We start from the raw sequence: 234 nt of genomic DNA, 5'->3' as shown, positions 1-234 counted from the left end.
ATCGAGGCGAGACAGAAGGGGCAGCGACGTGAACAGCAACGAGCATCCTGTGCAGGAGAGCGAGGCGGGACGCGACGACCAAGGGTCTGGTCATGAGCACTCTGATCACGAGCACGGGGGCCACGGGGACCACGTGGGGCAGTTCCGGCGACTGTTCTGGGGCTCGCTCGTCCTGGCGGTGCCGACGGTGCTGCTCTCCGGCATGTTCGCCGACCTCATGGGCTACGAGTTGCC

This window comes from Aeromicrobium sp. Leaf272 (genome assembly GCF_001422865.1).
Lineage (GTDB): Bacteria > Actinomycetota > Actinomycetes > Propionibacteriales > Nocardioidaceae > Aeromicrobium.
This window is presented reverse-complemented; position numbering follows the sequence as displayed.